Genomic DNA, 16,719 nt, shown 5'->3' with positions numbered 1-16,719 from the left:
CGGCCAGGACCGCATCCGGCGGCGAGCCGCGCGGGCGCCGCACCACCGTGCGCGTGCCGGGCAGGGCCGTACGGTCGCTCAGCGCTTCTGCCGGGACGGCGTCGGCGCGGTACGGGGGGCGGTCATGTCGAGCAGGAGCGTCGCGTCGTGGTCGGGGCGTCGGGGTCGGTACCGGCCAGGGCGCGCAGCCGGGCGACACAGCCGCGGATCTGGTCCGCCCAGTCGGGGAAGACCTCGCGGGCGGCCGGGTGTAGTAGTCGATGCTGACCCCGGAGAGCGTGGCCAGTTCCTCGCGGCGCAGGCCGGGCGTGCGGCGGACCCCCGGACCGGGGGTGAGGCCGGTGGACCGCGGGCTGGTCTGGGTACGACGGGCGCGCAGGAAGCGCCCCGGTTCGTCGCCGCTGTGCTGCTCAGGAGCCGTGTCGCCGGTCTCTCTCCCCCGCCGCCGTGACACGCGCTTGGAGGGGAGCCCTGTCGCACCCCCGCCGGCCGTCCCTCGGCAGATCCCGGCCTTCCTGGTGCGGGCGAGGCGGGGCCGCAGTGGCGCGCGTCCCCGCACCCGCCGGTCCGACCGGGCGCCCTCTTCGGATGGCGTGCCCCTCGCGCGCGGTGAACGGTGGACGTGACGGCCGACGACTCGGCCGGACCGAGCACCGGCGCTCGGCTCGACGTGACGGAGAGGGAACGACGATGGCGGACTGGAACGCGTCGGATCTGACGAAGATCGCCGAGGCCGAGGAGCTGAACCTCGCCTCCGAACGGGCCGACGGCACCCTGCGCGATCCGGTGACCATGTGGGTGGTCCGCTCGGGCGACCGGCTGTACGTCCGCTCGGTCAAGGGCACCGAAGGCCCGTGGTACCGGGGGGCCCGGGCCCGGCACCAGGGCCGTATCGACGCCGGTGGCGTACGCAGGGACGTCACCTTCCACGAGGCGGGATCCGGCGAGTACGCGGAGGTGGACGCCGCCTACCGGCAGAAGTACGGGCACTACACGAGCATCGTCGAGCACGTACTGACCGACCGGGCCCGCGCCTCCACCCTCAGCCTCGAACCGCGCTGAGCGGCCCACCGGCACTCGCCCTCGCCTCGCACCAGCCGCTGTTCAGGCTCAGTAGCCGGAGGCCGAGCCGTAGTACGTCGGCTCGCGCAGCGTGTAGTGCCTCTCCAGCGCCGTGACCTCCTTGTCGGTGAGGTGGACGTCGAGCGCGGCGACCGCGTCGGTGAGGTGGTGGGGCTTGGTGGCACCGACGATCGGCGAGGTCACCACCGGGTGGTGCAGGACCCAGGCCATCGCGACCTGCGCCATCGAGATGCCGCGGGACTCGGCGATGGTCTGCACGGCGTCGACCGTGCCCTTGTCGCTGTCGAGGAACAGCGGCCTGCCCGAGGAGTCGGTGGTCGGGTTCTGCCCGCCGCGGGTCGTGCTCCGGTCGCCCCACGGCCGGGTGACCAGACCCCCGGCGAGCGGCGACCAGGGCAGGCAGCCCACGCCCTGATCGGCCAGCAGCGGGAACATCTCGCGCTCTTCCTCACGCGCGATCAGGCTGTACTGGTCCTGCATGGACACGAACGGCGTCCACCCGTGCATCCGCGCCGTGTACTGCATCTTCGAGAACTGCCACGCCCACATCGAGGACGCGCCGAGATAGCGGACCTTGCCCGCTTTCACCACGTCGTGCAGGGCCTCCATCGTCTCCTCGACGGGAGTCCGCGAGTCGAAGCGGGGGATCTGGTAGAGGTCGATCCAGTCGGTGCCCAGCCGCCGCAGCGAGGCGTCGACCTGCTCGAACACCGCGCGCCGTGACAGGCCCTGGCCGCCGGGGCCGGTGCCCATCTGGCCGAACATCTTGGTCGCGATGACGACCTGATCGCGGCTGGTGTATTTCCTCACCGCCTCGCCGGTGATCTCCTCCGAGGTGCCCGCGCCGTATGTGTTCGCGGTGTCCCAGAAGGTGATGCCGGTCTCGACGGCCTGCCGGAAGAGCGGTTCGGCCTCGGGGCCGTTCAACGCCCAGCCGCGGCCGGTGCCCGACCGCCGGAAGCTCATGCACCCCAGGGTGATACGGCTGATCTTGAGTCCTGAGCTTCCCAGGTTGGGGTACTCCATGGGTCCATGGAATACCCGGCGCACGCGAAGAGGGAGGCCGTGACACGGCCTCCCTCCGTCCCTCACCGCGTCGGTCCCGCGGGGGAGCGGCTACGGAATGACGAGCGTTTTGAGCGCGGTGCGCTCGTCCATGGCCCGGTACCCCTCGGGTACGTCCTCCAGCGACACGGTCTGGTCGAAGACCCGGCCGGGGTCGACCGTGCCGTCCAGCACCCCGGGCAGCAGCTCCTCGATGTAGGCGCGCACGGGAGCCGGGCCACCGGTCAGGGTGACATTGGGGCCGAAGAGGCTGCCGAAACCGACCGGCGCGTTCGCGTACTGCGGGACGCCCACCCGGCTGATCACTCCGCCAGGGCGGACGACCCCGACGGCCGTCTCGTACGCGGGCATGTGGCCGACCGCCTCCAGGACGGCGCGGGTGCCGTGTCCTCCGGTCAGTTCGCGGACCTTGGCGATCCCCTCCTCGCCGCGCTCGGCGACGACGTCGGTGGCGCCGAATTCACGGCCCAGGTCGGTGCGGACCTTGTGGCGGCCCATGAGGATGACGCGCTCGGCGCCGAGCCGCCTGGCGGACAGCACCGCGAGCAGGCCCACGGCCCCGTCACCGATGACGGTGACGCTGTCGCCGGGACGTACCCGCGCCTGCTTGGCGGCGTGATGGCCGGTGCCGTACACGTCGGCCAGCGTCAGCAGCGACGGCAGCAGCGCGGTGTCGACTCCGGTGGGCAGCTTCACCAGCGTGCCCTGGGCCTGCGGGACGCGGACCGCCTCGGCCTGGGCGCCGCCGACGCCGCCCGCCGCGAAGAAGCCGCCGTGCGGGCACGAGGTGTGCAGGCCCGCGCGGCAGAATTCGCAGGTGTTGTCGGCGAAGGCGAACGGGGAGACCACCAGGTCGCCCACGCTCAGTCCCGAGACCTCGGCGCCCAGGTCCTCGACGACGCCCAGGAACTCGTGCCCCATGGGGACCGGGCCGTCCGTGGCGGACAGGCTGTGGAAGGGGTGCAGGTCACTGCCGCACACACAGGAACGGACGACGCGTACGACCGCGTCGGTGGGCTGCTCGATCGTCGGGTCCGGCGCGTCCTGCACGCGCACGTCCCCGGCCTTATACATGAACGTTGCCCGCATGGGGGTACGTCTCGCTCTCTGCCTGGAAGGGTGCATTCGCAGACCTGCTGATCAGGTCTCTTTCAGCGTGGCACCCACGCGCGGACGGGCCCAGGGAGAGATCTCTCCCCCCTAGGCCGTGTCGTTCGGATCATCGTGCTGACCAGATGAAGATGGCGGCGAGGTGGAGTCCGGCGAGGTAGGGCGAGGTAGATGGTGGCGGTCTTGTCGTAGCGGGTGGCCAGGCCGCGCCATTGCATGAGCTTGTTGATGCGGCGTTCGACGGTGTTGCGCTGTTTGTACGCGTCGCGGTCGAAGGACGGTGGCCTGCCGCCCCGGCTGCCGCGGCGTTTGCGGCTGGCGGCCTGGTCAGCGGGCCGCACTGGCCGTCGGCGGCCAGGTTGATCTTCGTGGTCAGTCCACCGCGGGACCGGCCGAGGGCATGATCTTTCGGCTCGCAGGCTGGGGCCCCTTTTGACGGGCCCCGGCGGCGTGCTGGTGAGCGCGTACGATCGTGGAGTCGACGGCGACGACCCAGTCCAGGTCGCCCTCGCCTTCGGCGTCGGCCTGGGCGAGCAGCGCGGACAAGACCCTCTCCCAAGTGCCGTCCGCCGCCCAGGTCCGCAACCGGTTGTGGACGCCCTTCCAGAACCCGAAGCGTTCGGGCAGGTCCATCCACGGCGTGCCAGTGCGGTTCTTGAACGCGATCGCATCGATCACCTGCCGGTGATCACGCCACCGCCCACCCCGCTCCGGCGTCCGGTCAGGAAGCAACGGTTCAATCCGGGCCCACTGAGCGTCAGTTCACGACACACATCAATCAACGATCAGATGATCCTCAAGAAGCGCCCTAGACGAGGGGCAGGCCGCCGCCGAGGTGCACGCCGAAACTGCGGTGGCGGAGAGCAGGACGGGCAGGGTTCGCCGCAGCCGGGATTATGCCGCCTGGGGCGGGGCTCGCCCGCAACACCGTGTTCAGTTCGGCGAGTTGGACGCGGTGACGCCGGAAGGCAATCAGGAGGCGGGAGTTTTAGTCAACATCGTTGCAGTTGACACTGGCGCCTTGGTCGCTGCCATCTGAGTAGTCCCAGCCCACTACGGCATAGCACTCTGCTATGTGGCTGCCCGTCCAGTAGTAGAAATGAGTGCTGGCGTTGAAATACTCGCCGTCGGGCTGCTCGACCGAAACTGATCCGGCATCCCAGTACAGCGCACCGCGAGGAAGGTTGCGGTTGCTAATGCCCGGACTGCCGTCCGGAAAATGCTGGATTTCGATATCATTATCGGTGTATGGGTCAGTGGATGTGACCTCGCTCGATGCGTGTGAGGTATCGAAGTGAAGCTCCGCGTAGGCGGTCTTGTTGCACTGATCGAAGCCCTGGTAGAACACGCCGATGTGTTGACCGTCGGCCACCAGACTTTTGATCTGACCCACCGTGCGAAGGCAGGATGCGGCGCTTGCGGATTCGGCCGTAAGCAGAGGCAGCGAGCCTCCGGCGAGGGCCGTAATCGCGGTGACGGCGAGGATGCCTGATGTTTTCCGGAGCCTGATCACGATCTCTGTTACCTCCTAGAGGGCGACAGGTCTGGCGGTAGTTCGCAGAGAAGCGCGGGTCCTGGGTGCGTTCGGTGCTTCAGCCAAGACGTTGTCCGGAGACCGCCCACCCGTGAAGACGCTAAGCACAGAGGTCCTTCGACCGTCCTAGATTCGTCCTAGTGCGTGGTCAGCCGGGTGCATCATCGACTTCTGGCAGCCAGTGAGCACGCCAGCTGTCACTCCACGGCGTGGTGTGAGCACGGCAGCTTGCGCGCCGCCGTACGCCTCGGGCGCCACGAGGCAGACACATCGGTGCCGGTGACCGACGACCCGGAAGTGGCCCGCATCTGGTACGAGTCGCTGCGGGCAGGGGTGGGGCCACCGTGGCTAGGTCATTTCCTTCGGGTCATCTGATCGTTGGTTGATGTGTGTCGTTGACTGATGCGCAGTGGGCGCGGATCGAGCCGTTACTGCCGGACCGGAGACCGAGACGCAGAGGGCGGTGGCGTGATCACCGGCAGGTGATCGACGCGATCGCCTGGAAGTTCCAGACCGGGGCACAGTGGGTGCATCTCCCCGCGGAGTACCGTTCGTGGAAGGGCGTCTATACGCGGCTGAGGAACTGGGCCATCGACGGCACCTGGGATCGAGTTTTCACCGCCCTACTGGCCCAGGCCGATGCTGACGGCGAGTTGGACTGGGTCGTCGCGGTGGACTCCCCGGTCGTGCGCGTGCACCAGCATGGTGCCGGGGCCCGGGAAAAGGGGGCCTCGGCTGACGAGCGGGCCGACCACGCGATCGGACGGTCGCGTGGTGGGCTGACCACGAAGGTCCATCTCGCCGCTGACATCCGCTGCCGCCCTCTGTGCTTCGTGCTCACGCCCGGCCAGGCAGGAGTCGCGCTGGCGTTCGACCACGTGATGGCTGCCATCCGGATCCCGCGTCGGGTTGGCAGGCCCAGGACCAGAGGCCCTTCATGGTGCTGGCTGACAAGGCGTACTCGTCACGGGCCATCCGGGACCATCTGCGAAGGCGCGGAGTACGGACCGTGATTCCTCAACCCGCCGACCAGATCGCCAACCGCAAGCGCAGAGGACGCGGCGGCGGGCGGCCGCCCGGATTCGACCGCGCGGCCTACAAGCGACGCAACACCGTCGAACGCTGCATCAATCGCCTCAAGCAATGGCGCGGTCTCGCCACCCGCTACGAGAAGACCGCCACGGTCTACCGCGCCGGCCTCCTCATCGCGGGCATCTTTCTCTGGTCCGTCCGCTGAAGGACAGCCCGCTCAGGGGCGGAGACGTTCTCCCTGCGGATCGAAGCAGACGAGCTCATGCTCACGGGCCAGCTCAGCGGCGTACTCCGACACCTCCTCGGCCTTGCCGTAAGACATGATCAGGTACACGATCGGCCCCGATGCCTCATCGATGACCGGTGTCGACGCCGACACCATGCTGCGGTCGATGCCATCCGGGTACTGCGCGACGAGGGCTTCCACGTACTCCACGATGCGCGGTGCCGGAGGCGCGACGACATCGTCCGACTCCAGGTAGCGCTCATAAAGCTCGTCGTACATCGAGACCGCTTGGCGGACATCGAATGGACGGTCGCCGTCCCACACAGCAAGGTCATAGCTCACAGACGCATCGTCGCAGGCAGCAGTTCTGTCAACGCCAGCAGGTCCTGCGACCGAATCTCCGCCAGTGATCCATAAGAGAGCTCGTAGAGCCGGATGCGGTCATGGCCGGGGCGCGGGGGAGGAACGGGAGCGAGAACTCATGGCGTCCCGAGCCCACGCCGAAGGGCGCCCGGCCGTCGGGGAGGCGCACCTCGGCGCGGGTGTTCGGCGGGACCACGGCCGTGACGGAGAGGGTGCCGCCCTCGGTCCGCCAGCCGGCCTCCGCCCTGCCGTACGGCGTCTCGTGCGCGGCGGGGGCCCGGGTGAGACCGGCGCCGGGCACGGGCGCGACGCGGATGTGCCGCCAGCCGGAGGAGGCGGCGCCGAGCCCGGCGACCGTGCGGTGCAGCCAGTCGGCGACGGCGCCGAGCGCGTAGTGGTCGAACGACGTCCCCCCGCCCGGATTGACCGAGCCGTCCGGCAGCAGGGAGTCCCAGCGCTCCCCCACCGTCGTGGCGCCCACGGCGACCGGAAACGGCCAGGACGGGCAGTCGCGCTCCAGCAGCATGCGGTAGGCGAGTTCGGGCTCGCCCGCGCCCCGGCCGAGCTGCCGCGCTCACACAACGACGGGGCGGCGGCGGGCGGATGACCGGGGGGCGGGGACGCCGAGCAGGTGGGCGGGCGGTGGGGAATCGGGCCCTCCTCGGCTGGCTCTGGCGCGCGAGCCCGGCCGGTGGGGCGGCTCGCAGGGGTGCGCGCTCCATGGTGACGGGAACACCTGCCCGCGGGCGGTGCGGAACGGGAAGCGGCGGCGGCCGGGTCCGGCAAGGGCGCTCGCCGCCGACCGGCGCCGTCGCGCCGCGCTCGCGGATTCGCACGCCGGACGCGGTCAGGGGACACCGACCTGGAAAACGTGCGCGAGCCGCGGTGCGGAACGTAGTCTCGAACACGTGAGTCGGCTGACGGGTGTTGAGCAAGAAGAGTGCGTGCGGTGCGCGGAGCTGGAGGCCCGGTTCAGGGATCCGTCGACCGTCAACCCCGGTGCGTATCTTTACGGTTGGGCCACCCACCAGCTCGACGACCACGACGCCGAGCCGGAACCCCTGCCCGACTGCCCCGAATGCGGCAAGTACGCGGCGGGACCCGGCACCGTCCACGCGCGGGTGTGGCAGCGCTGGGCGCGGACGCACTACATGCAGTGCACGCTCGCTCCGTACTGGAAGCCGTAGCGGGAGTCCGGCGGAAACCGTTCGCACCGCCACTGAGCTGGGAAAAAAGTGTGCTGGGAGTCGGCCGCTGCGGGCTCCGGAACGGTCTCGAATGGCGCAATATGGACATATCGGATGTCATGGTACTAAGCGTGTGTCTCTCGTGACGCACAGCGACCGCCGGGGAAGTCTCACCCCTGGTAGTTCGGCAAAGGAATACGCACCATGTCATCTGATCCCAGCTCATCCCCCGACGAGCGATCCCCCATAGCCACGCGCGACGAGCCCAGGCACACCCTGCTCCGCACCGCGGCGACCACCCGCCCGCTGGCCGAAGTGGCCAGTCTGGTCAACCTCCTCAAGCAGAACGGCGAGTCGCCGAGTCCGGCCGACGAGGCACTGCGGCTGGCCGCCGTGTCCCGACCGGTCGACGAGGTACGGCAGTTGGTCGTCCTGCTCAACGAACCGCCGCACGCGGACGGCGAGGCCGGTACGACCCTGCGCGCGGCGGCGATGGGCCGTCCCATCGAGGACGTCGCCCACCTGGTCACCATCTTCGGCCCGGAGAGCGACGGCTCGCCGATCCGCGGCCCGGAGCCGACCGGCCCCGACACGTCAGGGAACGCCTGGCCGGAACAGCGACCCGAGGGGGAGGGGCAGGGCACCGACGAGCCGCCCGCCACGGGCGGCGGCGCGGGCCGCCTCGCCTGGCGCCGCCCCGGCTCGGGCCCCGCGCGGACCCGCCGCGCGGCGCCCGCCCTGGCCTCCGTCCTGCGCTGGCCCGCCGCCGTCGCGCTCCTCGCGGTCGCCGCGATCCACCTGCCCACCGACATCGCGGGCCTGCGCGCCGGCGACCTCGCGGCGGGTGTGTCCCTGGCCATCACCGTCCTCTGCCTGGTCCTGGCGGTCATGCTGACCGTGCAGGACACGGTCTGGACGTGGGCGGCCAGCGCGACCGCGGCCGTGGGCACACTGGTGCTGCACTCGCTCGCCGCCGGCTTCGGGCCCGTGCACCTGCTCAGGGACAGCCTCGGCCGGTCCTTCGCCGGGTCCACCACAACGGTGCTGGCCTGCGCCGCGGTGGCGGCGGCCCTGGCGGGCTCCGCGCTGCTCCGCAGGCACAAGCCCGCGGTCGCCGCGACCGACGCCTGACGGCCCACAGGCGGTGCCAGCGGGCTGACGCTGACGGCCCACAGGCGGTGCCAGCGGGCTGACGCCCGGCCGGTGCCGCCACGAATGGCGGCGGTCATTCGCCCGTCGGCGTGCGTGCGGCCGCCACGTGTGCCAAGGTAGGAGAGGTCCCGCAGCCACCCCCCCCGGCTGCGGGACCTTCGCTTGTCCGTTCCGCGGGTCCCGCGACGCGACGCCACGGCCCTCGGACGCGCCCTGTGCGGACGCACGTCCTCCGCATACGGTACGAACCGACACACCCCCTGCCCCGGCCCCCGCGCCGGGGCATCGTGCTGCCGCCCGGGCCCCCGCCGGACCCCGACACGCGCCCCCGCCGCGCCCCGTCCTCCCCTTCCCGCCCGTCCCTCCCGGGCCGCCTGGACGATTCGGGCGTTGCCGGGGCACGACAGGGCGTACGGTCACTGGTGCGCCGAGCGGGGCGGCGGCGACAATCTGCTGACCAGGCGATCGACGTGTGCAGCGCACGACGGACCACACCAACGCGCACCGCCGGACGCACGACCGGGCGCACCGCGAGGAGCAGCCGTGATATCCGAGCCGGAACTGACGGGCGGACTCGACGAGCCCACGCCCGCGGACATGGTCTCCGACGGGGACCCCGCCCCCCGACCGGCCGCCTTCGGCCCGGGCGGCAGGCGCCTGTGGGCGGTCGGCCTCGGCGGCGCCCTCGTCGCGTCCGCCGCGTGGGCGGGCGGCCTGTACGCGTACGGCCCGCGGCACAGCGGCGCACCGGACATGCACGGCTACGTCCTGCACGGCAGCCCGTGCGCGGGACTCACCCTCAAGCCGCTCACCGACGCGCTCAAGGCCACCGACACCCAGACCGTCTCACCCGCGGTGGTCCACCTCGGCCCCGCGCTCGACCAGATCCGCTGCACGATCGAGACCACGTCACCGATCCCGCTGCGCGGCGGCACGGCGCGTTACGAGGTGGTCGTCGGCGTCGACCTGCACAAGGCGACCGACCCCGCCGCCGAATTCGAGGACCAGCGCGATCTCGACACCGCCGACCTCATCCCCGTCACGACCACCGAATCCGTCCCCGACCTCGGGGACAAGGCGTACTTCCTCACCATCAACGCGGGGTCGCAGCAGCTCAAAGTCCTCGACGGCGGCGCGGTGTTCACCCTCACCCTCAACGGCTACAACTACCTCGCCACCAGCGTGGACGGGCAGCAGGGCGACAGCACCTCCGAGACCGACCTGCGGGCGTACCAGCCCGCGCTGATCGCCACGGTGCGCAACGTGATGAAGGGGCAGAAGTAGCGGGCACGGCGGCGGTGACGTCCCGGACGGACATGGCAGTCGGGGCGGAGGCGGCGGTCACGCCGACGCGGGCCCGCGCCCCTATCGGGTGTCCTTGAGAGCCCCGCCGCCGGAGTACCCGCCGGGTCGCGGTCGCGTTGGGTAGTTTTGTGGCACGTCCTTCACAGCGGTCCAGGCCGGACCGCCTCCGGGCCGGCGACCGCCGTCCGGCGGCCCGGCCGCGCCGCCCACGATGCGGAGCAGCGCGATGACCACACCACGAGACCTGATCGTCGTCGCCATGGACGTGCCGCCCGACCTCCTCGTGGACCGCGGCGACCTCTCCCTCGCCCTGGCCGGGGCCGAGCTGATCGACCTCATCGCGGCGAAGGAGCTGACGCTGCGCGGCGACCGCGTGGTGCCCGTACCCCGGCCGGAAGGCGAGCGGCGCACCGCGGACCGGCTGCTGGGGGAGGCGCTGACGGCGTACGAGACGGCGACGCGCTCCGCGGAGGCCGCCGACCGCGACCCGGGCAGGGCGACGGACAAGGCGACGGAAAGAGCGGCGGGCGAGGCGGCGGACAGGCCGACGGGCAAGCGGGCGGAACCGGCCGCGGAGAGCGGCGCGGACGACAATCCGGGGGAGCGCGTCGAGGACTGGCTGTGGCGCCGGGGCCGGGACCTGCCGACCGCGTACATCGCCGCGCTTGAAGAGGACGGCACGCTGGTCCCCGAGCGGCACCGGCGCTGGGGCCTGCTCCCCACCAGCCGACGCGTCCTCGCCGACACGCCGGGTCGGCGCCGGGCGGCCCAGCACTGGGCGTCGGACGCGCCGGTCCTCAGGGCGCTCGCCACCCTCATCGGGGTCAAGGGCGACGAGCCGCCGCCGGACGAGGTCCCCACGGGCAGCCCGTCGCGGGTGGTGCTGCGCGCACTCCGGCACGCCGTCGAGGAGTTGGCCGAGGAGCGCCGTCTGCGCACCACCCGACTCGATCGCGCCAACGCCACCTACCGCAGCCGCGGTTACTGACGGTCTGACGGTCGGTCACCCGCTCCCGATCAATCACGATTTAGGGGAGTGGACGGCCTGTTACGGGGTAGGCGACTCTTGCCCCGTGACACGGGGTGAGCAATTTTCCACGAGAGGCTGTGACGATGTCGGCCCACCCTGCCGCGCTGCGTGAACTGGTCGAGCGGTACGAGCACTTGAATTCCCAGAGCCCCGAGGTCCGCTCCGAGCCGCGGATCCGCGACCTCCTGCGTGACACCGCCTACACACTGTGCGTGGCGACCGGCACCGGCGAGATCGGCGCCGCGCTGGCCGCCGCCCGCGCCCTGCTCGCCGAAGCCGGGGACACCGAGGCGCTGGACGACGAGGCCGGAGACGCGACCACCGCCCTCGAAGCGGCGGCTTAGGGCCCCTCCCGAACCCCACGTCACCTCCAGAACCTCACGTCACCTCCCGCGCCCACGGGCGGCGGTACGCGGACCGGCACATATCAGCTCCAAACCCGTTGTGAACCGGCCCGACGGGGCACACTCACCGCATGGCTGATCTTGACGACGACCCGGTGATGGTCTGCGCCGAATGCGGGCGCACCAGCGACTGGAACCCCACGACCTTCTGCTCGTGGGCGTGCTTCGACACCGAGCCGCGGCCGGGCGCACCCGAGGCGATGGCGTACTTCACCGGCACGGCCCCCGAGGACCCGGCCGACAGCGAGGAGTGAGGGGCCGCTTACGCGCTGCCCCTCTCGCGTCCCGGCGTGCCGACAAGTCGGTTTCAGGCCGCTGCCCGCGCGTCCCGGCGTGCCGACAAGGCGGTCTCAGGCCGCCGCCAGCCCGCCCCGCAATGCCGTCCTGCCCGCCGCGATACGAGCCCGGCCCGCCCCTGGCGTGACGCTCGCGGTCATCCCTCGACGCGACGGCCGCGCCCGCCCCCCTGTCCGATCCCTTGACGCGCGGGAGAGCGCTCTCATATGTTCCCCACGCACCGCATGAATGAAACGATTCACTCACGTCTGCCGTTGAGTCACCCCCCACCTCGCACGGAGGCCGGAGTCATGCCCTTCCCCCACCCGCCGGGGCGACGATCGCCCTTATCCGCTTCCCGCCGCTTCAGGGTCGCGCTGTTCCTCGCGACCCTGTGCGCCGCCGTCGGCCTGTCGACCACGCCGCCCGCGTCCGCAGATGCCCGCACCTCCGAAGCCCGTACCGCCGCGGCCCCCGCGGTTCCGGCCGCCGCCCCCACCGGGCTCGCCGGCCGGTCGGCGGGCGACGCGTACATCTACGCCCCGCACAGCAGGACGCTCGCCCCGGTCGCGGTCAAGGGCACGTCCGGGTCCGTCACCTCACCGGGGAACGTGCTGTCGGGCGCCTCGACCCGCATCTCCGGGACGAACGCGTATCTGGTCCTCGACTTCGGCAAGGAGGTCGGCGGGCTGGTGACGCTGAGATTCGCCGGGGCGAGCGGCAGCGGGCAGCGGGTCGGCCTGGCCTTCAGCGAGTCGTCGCTGTACGTCGGCCCGGTCAGCGACTTGAGCAGCGGCACCGTGTACTCCGGTTCCGGCACCGACGGCGCGCTGACCGCGACCGTCGACGGCGCGGGCACGTACACCATGCCGACCGACAAACTGCGCGGCGGCTTCCGCTACTTGACGGTCTTCATGGGGACGTCCGGCTGGGTGGACCTCAACGGGGTCTCGCTGGCGTTCACCGGCGCGGCCGGGATGAGCGACCCCGCCGCGTACGCCAACTACTTCTATTCGAGCGACCCGCTGCTGAACAAGATCTGGTACGCCGGGGCCTACACCGTCCAGATGGACACGATCGCGCCCGACACCGGCCGCGCCTATCCGCCGCCCGCCTCCGGGTGGGAGAACAACGCCGTGATCGGCACGGGAGCGGGCATCCTCAGTGACGGCGCCAAGCGCGACCGCGCCGTCTGGCCCGGCGACCTCGGTGTGTCGACGCCCACCGAATACGTCTCGACCCATGACATCGCGTCCACCAAGAACGCCCTCAACAGCCTCTACCAGCACCAGAATTCCTCGACCGGTGAGCTGGAGTACGGCGGTCCGGCCGTCAACTTCTACGGCTCCGACACCTATCACACGTGGACGCTCATCGGGTCGGCGTCGTACTACACCTACTCCGCCGACAAGGCGTGGCTGGACTCGGTGTGGAGCCGCTACCGCCTCGGCATGTCCTTCATCACCGCGAAGATCGACGGCAACGGCCTGCTGAACGTCACCGGGACCAACGACTGGGCGCGCGGCGGCCAGGGCGGCGAGAACATCGAGGCCAACGCACTGCTCTACGCGGCCCTCACCAGCGGCGCGACGCTCGCGTCCGTCGAGGGGGACACGGCGGACGCCACCGCCTGGCGTCAGCGCGCGGCCACCGTGAAGTCCGCCGTCAACCAGCGGCTCTGGAACGGCGCGGTCGGCCTCTACCGCGACAACCCGACCAGCACGCTCTATCCGCAGGACGGCAACTCGCTCGCGGTCTGGTACGGGCTGACCGACAGCGCGGACAAGGACACCGCCATCGCGCACGCGCTCGCCGCCCGGTGGAACGACCACGGCGCGGCCAGCCCTGAGAAGGACGGCGGCGCCATCGGCACCTTCCCCGGATCGATGGAGGTCCAGGCCCACTTCGCGGCCGACGACGACATCAACGCGCTGGCCCTGATCCGCCGCGAGTGGGGCTACATGCTGGGCAGCCCCACGGGCACGGGAAGTACGTTCTGGGAGGGGTTCCGCTCCGACGGGTCCTTCGACTACGGCGGCACGTACATGAGCCTGGCGCACGGCTGGGGGACCGGACCGACCTCCGCCCTCACCTTCTACCTGCTGGGCCTGTCCCCGACCGGCACCGCTGCCTACGACTTCGTGCCGCACCCCGGCGACCTCGCCCACACCGAGGGCACCATCACCATGCCGCAGGGCACGGTGACCGGCTCCTGGGACCGGGACACGGCCGCGGGCACCCTCACCGAGTCGCTGACGAGCCCGGCGGGGACCACCGGCCGGATCGGCGTACCCACCAACGGCTCCGCCGACGCCACCGTCACCGTCAACGGCGCCACCGTGTGGAGCGGCGGGGCCTTCCACCCGGGCGCGGGCATCAACGGCGGGTCGAGCGACGGCCGTTACGTCTACCTCACCGGCGTCCCCGCCGGGACGTACGCGGTGTCCGCCACCGGCCTCGGCGCCCCCGTGCCCTTCGCCACCTCGGTCGCGGGCACGACGCTGCCGACCGGCTACACCCTGTGCGCCGTCGAGGGCGGCACCTGCACCCCGTCCGGCAGCCAGGTCATGGCCTACGGCGCGGGCGCGTACGCCTACCGGTCCGTGAGCGGCGCGACGCTCTGCGCGGCCTCCGCCTTCGGCGGCGCCGACCCGGCGTACGGCGTACTGAAGTCCTGCTATCTCGCCCCGTCCGGCGGCCCCGCGGGCTACACCTCGTGCGCGGCGGAGAAGGGGACCTGCGCGGTCAGCGGCACCCGGGAGGTCGCCTACGGCGCGAACGGCGCCTTCCGCTTCCAGGTGGTCACCGGCAGCGTCGCCTGCACCAACGACGCCTTCGGCACCGACCCGTTGTACAACACGGCCAAGAGCTGCTGGGCCGCCCCGAACGGTCCGCCCGCGGGCAACTGGACGCAGTGCGCGGCCGAGAAGTCCGTCTGCGCGGCCACCGGATCGCAACCCGTCGCGTACGGCGCCGCGGGCGCGTTCTGGACCGGCCGCTCCAATGGCCCGACGACCTGCGGCAACGACACGATGGGGGTCGACCCGGTCTTCGGCGTGGCCAAGAGCTGCTCCACGTACGCGGGCGCCCCGCCCGGCTTTCCGGCGACCTGCTCGGCGGAGAACGGCAGTTGCGCCTTCACCGGCCGCAGGACCGTGGCGTACGGGGCGGCGGGCGACTACCTCTACGCGACGTTCACCGGGGGCACCCCCTGCACCACCGCGGCCTTCGGCGGCGGTGACCCGATCCCGAACGTCGCCAAATCCTGCTACCTGACGTCGTAGGGCGGACCCAAGCGGCGGACCGCGCAGGGGAGTTGCGAAACCACGCAAGTGGAATCCATGCATCCTGCGCGGTCATTTCTCGACCACGTCTTCCCCAAGGCGAACTGACGAAGGCAAAGCGGAGGTAGAGACTTCGCCCGGTCCCTGTATTGACGTGACCGCGTCACCCATAGTGGCGGTTCGGTGCCTCAGTCACCCCACCTGGCACCACAGGCACCACTGCATCCGCAGGCCCCCAGGTAACCCACCACAGGAGGCAGTTCGTTGCGCATCACCCTGAATCCGGCGATACGTCGCGCCGGTCTACCCCTCACCGCGGTCGCCGCTCTGGCCGCTTCCGCGCTGGCCCTCACCCCGTCCGCCGTCGCGCAGACGCCGGCCGCCGCGCAGCCCGTCCACACCGCGCGGGCCTGTGCCACGCCCGCCAAGGCGGGCGACATGGCCTGTAAGGCGCTGCGCGTCACCAGCGGCACCGTGCACGCCGCGCGGACCACCACGGTCTCGCCGGACGCGGCCACCGCCGCCACGCCGTCGGGCTACGGTCCCACCGACCTGCGCGCCGCCTACGGCCTCACCTCGGCGGCGTCCACCAACGGCAGCGGCGAGACGGTCGCGATCGTCGACGCGTACGACGACCCCAACGCCGCCAGTGACCTGGCCGCCTACCGGTCGTACTACGGTCTGCCCGCCTGCACGGTGGCCAGCGGCTGCTTCAAGAAGGTGAGCCAGACCGGCTCCACCACGTCCCTGCCCAGCGCCGACTCGGGCTGGGCCGAGGAGATCTCCCTCGACCTGGACATGGCCAGCGCCATCTGCCCGAAGTGCAACATCCTCCTGGTCGAGGCCAGTTCCGCCTCCATGGCCAACCTCGGCAAGTCGGTCAACGAGGCCGTCGCCCTGGGCGCGAAGTTCGTCTCGAACAGCTACGGCGGTTCCGAGTCGTCCTCCGACACCAGCTACGACTCCTCGTACTTCAACCACCCCGGTGTCGCGATCACCGTCAGCGCCGGTGACTCCGGCTACGGCGCCGAGTACCCCGCGGCCTCGAAGTACGTGACCGCCGTCGGCGGCACCAACCTCAAGAAGTCGTCCACGACCCGCGGTTGGACGGAGACGGTCTGGTCCGGCTCCGGCTCCGGCTGCTCGGCCTACGACGCCAAGCAGTCCTGGCAGAAGGACACCGGCTGCTCCAAGCGGACCATCGCCGACGTCTCGGCGGTCGCCGACCCGGCCACCGGTGTCGCGGTCTACGACTCCTACGGCGTCACGGCCGGCTGGTACACCTTCGGCGGCACCAGCGTCTCCTCGCCGATCATCGCCTCGGTCTACGCGCTGGCGGGCAACCCGTCCTCCGGCTCGTACCCGACGTCCTTCCCGTACGCCCACACCACGGCGCTCAACGACGTGACCAGCGGTTCCAACGGAAGCTGCTCCGGCAGCTACCTGTGCACCGGCAAGGCCGGTTACGACGGTCCGACCGGTCTCGGCACCCCGGCCGGGACGACGGCCTTCGCGGGCTGACCTCCCGTTCCTCGCGGGCGGGGGGGGGGGGGGGGGGGGGCCCCCCCCCCCCCCCCCTCTCCCCCCCCCCCCCCCCCCACAACCCCCCCCCCCCCCCCCGCACCCCCCCCCACCACGGTGGAAGAAGGCGCCCCCACCCCGGTAACA

15 protein-coding genes and 3 pseudogenes are annotated in these 16,719 nt (G+C 71.4%); 10 read left to right on the top strand and 8 right to left on the bottom strand.

What is annotated here, in order from left to right:
- Window positions 1-122: 122 nt before the first annotated feature.
- Window positions 123-209 (bottom strand): hypothetical protein, encoded by an 87-nt coding sequence (locus ACZ37P_RS34765; protein WP_467350451.1) that lies wholly within the window; start codon window positions 207-209, stop codon window positions 123-125.
- 35 nt (window positions 210-244) lie between these two features.
- A pseudogene (locus tag ACZ37P_RS34760) lies at window positions 245-454 on the bottom strand (hypothetical protein); the annotation flags it as partial.
- A gap of 236 nt (window positions 455-690) precedes the next feature.
- Between ACZ37P_RS34760 and ACZ37P_RS34755 the strand changes: the two are divergent.
- On the top strand, window positions 691-1,062 hold the full coding sequence (locus ACZ37P_RS34755; protein WP_467350409.1) for a DUF2255 family protein: 372 nt from the start codon (window positions 691-693) through the stop codon (window positions 1,060-1,062).
- A 48-nt stretch (window positions 1,063-1,110) separates the two neighbouring features.
- Here the strand turns inward: ACZ37P_RS34755 and ACZ37P_RS34750 are convergent, their stop codons facing one another.
- The 4 genes and pseudogenes from ACZ37P_RS34750 to ACZ37P_RS34735 form a co-directional block, all read right to left on the bottom strand.
- On the bottom strand, window positions 1,111-2,109 hold the full coding sequence (locus tag ACZ37P_RS34750) for an aldo/keto reductase (RefSeq protein ID WP_467350407.1): 999 nt from the start codon (window positions 2,107-2,109) through the stop codon (window positions 1,111-1,113).
- Window positions 2,110-2,199: 90 nt separating this feature from the next.
- Complete coding sequence (locus ACZ37P_RS34745) at window positions 2,200-3,237, bottom strand: alcohol dehydrogenase catalytic domain-containing protein (RefSeq protein ID WP_467350406.1); 1,038 nt, start codon at window positions 3,235-3,237, stop codon at window positions 2,200-2,202.
- 130 nt (window positions 3,238-3,367) lie between these two features.
- A pseudogene (locus ACZ37P_RS34740) lies at window positions 3,368-3,999 on the bottom strand (IS5 family transposase).
- A 247-nt stretch (window positions 4,000-4,246) separates the two neighbouring features.
- Window positions 4,247-4,771 carry a hypothetical protein gene (locus ACZ37P_RS34735; RefSeq protein ID WP_467350404.1) on the bottom strand — a complete coding sequence of 175 codons (525 nt, stop codon included), beginning with the start codon at window positions 4,769-4,771 and terminating at the stop codon, window positions 4,247-4,249.
- 410 nt (window positions 4,772-5,181) lie between these two features.
- Here ACZ37P_RS34735 and ACZ37P_RS34730 point away from each other — a divergent pair.
- A protein-coding gene (locus tag ACZ37P_RS34730) for an IS5 family transposase (RefSeq protein WP_467350402.1) occupies window positions 5,182-6,029 on the top strand; the annotation gives its coding sequence in 2 pieces (ribosomal slippage) (window positions 5,182-5,718 and window positions 5,721-6,029; 846 coding nt in all).
- Between the two features lie 12 nt (window positions 6,030-6,041).
- Here the strand turns inward: ACZ37P_RS34730 and ACZ37P_RS34725 are convergent.
- Together ACZ37P_RS34725 and ACZ37P_RS34720 are read right to left on the bottom strand one after the other, a co-directional pair.
- On the bottom strand, window positions 6,042-6,392 hold the full coding sequence (locus ACZ37P_RS34725; RefSeq protein ID WP_467350400.1) for a hypothetical protein: 351 nt from the start codon (window positions 6,390-6,392) through the stop codon (window positions 6,042-6,044).
- Window positions 6,393-6,420: 28 nt separating this feature from the next.
- Window positions 6,421-6,954 (bottom strand): annotated as a pseudogene (locus ACZ37P_RS34720) (alpha-L-rhamnosidase C-terminal domain-containing protein); the annotation flags it as partial.
- A 367-nt stretch (window positions 6,955-7,321) separates the two neighbouring features.
- Between ACZ37P_RS34720 and ACZ37P_RS34715 the strand changes: the two are divergent.
- The 8 genes from ACZ37P_RS34715 to ACZ37P_RS34680 all read left to right on the top strand — a co-directional run bounded on the left by ACZ37P_RS34715 (window position 7,322) and on the right by ACZ37P_RS34680 (window position 16,572).
- On the top strand, window positions 7,322-7,600 hold the full coding sequence (locus tag ACZ37P_RS34715) for a hypothetical protein (RefSeq protein WP_355349093.1): 279 nt from the start codon (window positions 7,322-7,324) through the stop codon (window positions 7,598-7,600).
- A gap of 204 nt (window positions 7,601-7,804) precedes the next feature.
- A complete protein-coding gene (locus ACZ37P_RS34710) occupies window positions 7,805-8,731 on the top strand; it encodes a hypothetical protein (RefSeq protein ID WP_467350397.1) in 927 nt (308 codons plus the stop codon).
- Window positions 8,732-9,295: 564 nt separating this feature from the next.
- Window positions 9,296-10,036, top strand: a complete 741-nt coding sequence (locus ACZ37P_RS34705) for a hypothetical protein (protein WP_391161812.1) — start codon at window positions 9,296-9,298, stop codon at window positions 10,034-10,036.
- A 247-nt stretch (window positions 10,037-10,283) separates the two neighbouring features.
- Window positions 10,284-11,045, top strand: coding sequence for a GOLPH3/VPS74 family protein (locus ACZ37P_RS34700; protein ID WP_355349102.1), 762 nt, complete (start codon window positions 10,284-10,286; stop codon window positions 11,043-11,045).
- Window positions 11,046-11,170: 125 nt separating this feature from the next.
- Window positions 11,171-11,431: a DUF5133 domain-containing protein gene (locus ACZ37P_RS34695; RefSeq protein WP_355349105.1), complete on the top strand. Its 261-nt coding sequence runs from the start codon at window positions 11,171-11,173 to the stop codon at window positions 11,429-11,431.
- Between the two features lie 131 nt (window positions 11,432-11,562).
- Window positions 11,563-11,745 carry a hypothetical protein gene (locus tag ACZ37P_RS34690; RefSeq protein ID WP_401725744.1) on the top strand — a complete coding sequence of 61 codons (183 nt, stop codon included), beginning with the start codon at window positions 11,563-11,565 and terminating at the stop codon, window positions 11,743-11,745.
- A 333-nt stretch (window positions 11,746-12,078) separates the two neighbouring features.
- Window positions 12,079-15,051, top strand: coding sequence for an alpha-L-rhamnosidase-related protein (locus tag ACZ37P_RS34685; protein ID WP_467350393.1), 2,973 nt, complete (start codon window positions 12,079-12,081; stop codon window positions 15,049-15,051).
- 264 nt (window positions 15,052-15,315) lie between these two features.
- A complete protein-coding gene (locus ACZ37P_RS34680) occupies window positions 15,316-16,572 on the top strand; it encodes a S53 family peptidase (RefSeq protein ID WP_391049934.1) in 1,257 nt (418 codons plus the stop codon).
- Window positions 16,573-16,719 lie beyond the last annotated feature (147 nt).

The sequence above is a fragment of the Streptomyces sp. NPDC024632 genome (assembly GCF_055559175.1).
The sequence above is the reverse complement of the archived record's forward strand: the minus strand, read 5'-3'. Positions and strand labels throughout refer to the sequence as shown.

Excerpts from the sequence above, each read along its gene's own strand:
- ACZ37P_RS34755 (WP_467350409.1), top strand. The coding sequence starts at position 691 with ATGGCGGACTGGAACGCGTCGGATCTGACGAAGATCGCCGAGGCCGAG.
- ACZ37P_RS34750 (WP_467350407.1), bottom strand. The coding sequence starts at position 2,109 with ATGGAGTACCCCAACCTGGGAAGCTCAGGACTCAAGATCAGCCGTATC.
- ACZ37P_RS34685 (WP_467350393.1), top strand. The coding sequence starts at position 12,079 with ATGCCCTTCCCCCACCCGCCGGGGCGACGATCGCCCTTATCCGCTTCC.
- ACZ37P_RS34710 (WP_467350397.1), top strand. The coding sequence starts at position 7,805 with ATGTCATCTGATCCCAGCTCATCCCCCGACGAGCGATCCCCCATAGCC.
- ACZ37P_RS34745 (WP_467350406.1), bottom strand. The coding sequence starts at position 3,237 with ATGCGGGCAACGTTCATGTATAAGGCCGGGGACGTGCGCGTGCAGGAC.
- ACZ37P_RS34695 (WP_355349105.1), top strand. The coding sequence starts at position 11,171 with ATGTCGGCCCACCCTGCCGCGCTGCGTGAACTGGTCGAGCGGTACGAG.
- ACZ37P_RS34700 (WP_355349102.1), top strand. The coding sequence starts at position 10,284 with ATGACCACACCACGAGACCTGATCGTCGTCGCCATGGACGTGCCGCCC.
- ACZ37P_RS34690 (WP_401725744.1), top strand. The coding sequence starts at position 11,563 with ATGGCTGATCTTGACGACGACCCGGTGATGGTCTGCGCCGAATGCGGG.